A 261-nucleotide genomic window follows, 5' to 3' on the forward strand; every position below is an offset into this window, starting at 1 on the left:
TGCATAAATTGATCACTTACATCCCCGAGCGCCGGGTGCAACGTGAGCGCTGGGTGACGGCCATGCAGCAGGGTGACATTCCCTTGCGGGTGATCGATGGCGCATTTGACCCGATCTCCGGCGTGCACATGGTCGAGCGATATCGCGAACTGATCCCTGATGCAGACACCGTGCTCTTACCCGGCATCGGCCACTATCCGCAAACCGAGGCGCCGGTGCTGGTACTCAAGCACTATCTGGCGTTCCGCGATCGTCTGGTAT

The 261-nt window shown here is 59.4% G+C and carries 1 protein-coding gene; it reads left to right on the forward strand.

What is annotated here, in order from left to right; translation table 11 throughout:
• Positions 1-261, forward strand: a 261-nt coding sequence (locus tag AAEY83_RS16210) for an alpha/beta fold hydrolase (RefSeq protein ID WP_502945206.1), incomplete at both ends; no start/stop codon positions are given.

The sequence above is a fragment of the Psychrobacter sp. TB20-MNA-CIBAN-0197 genome, assembly GCF_040309765.1.
GTDB classification, from domain to species: Bacteria; Pseudomonadota; Gammaproteobacteria; order Pseudomonadales; family Moraxellaceae; genus Psychrobacter; species Psychrobacter submarinus.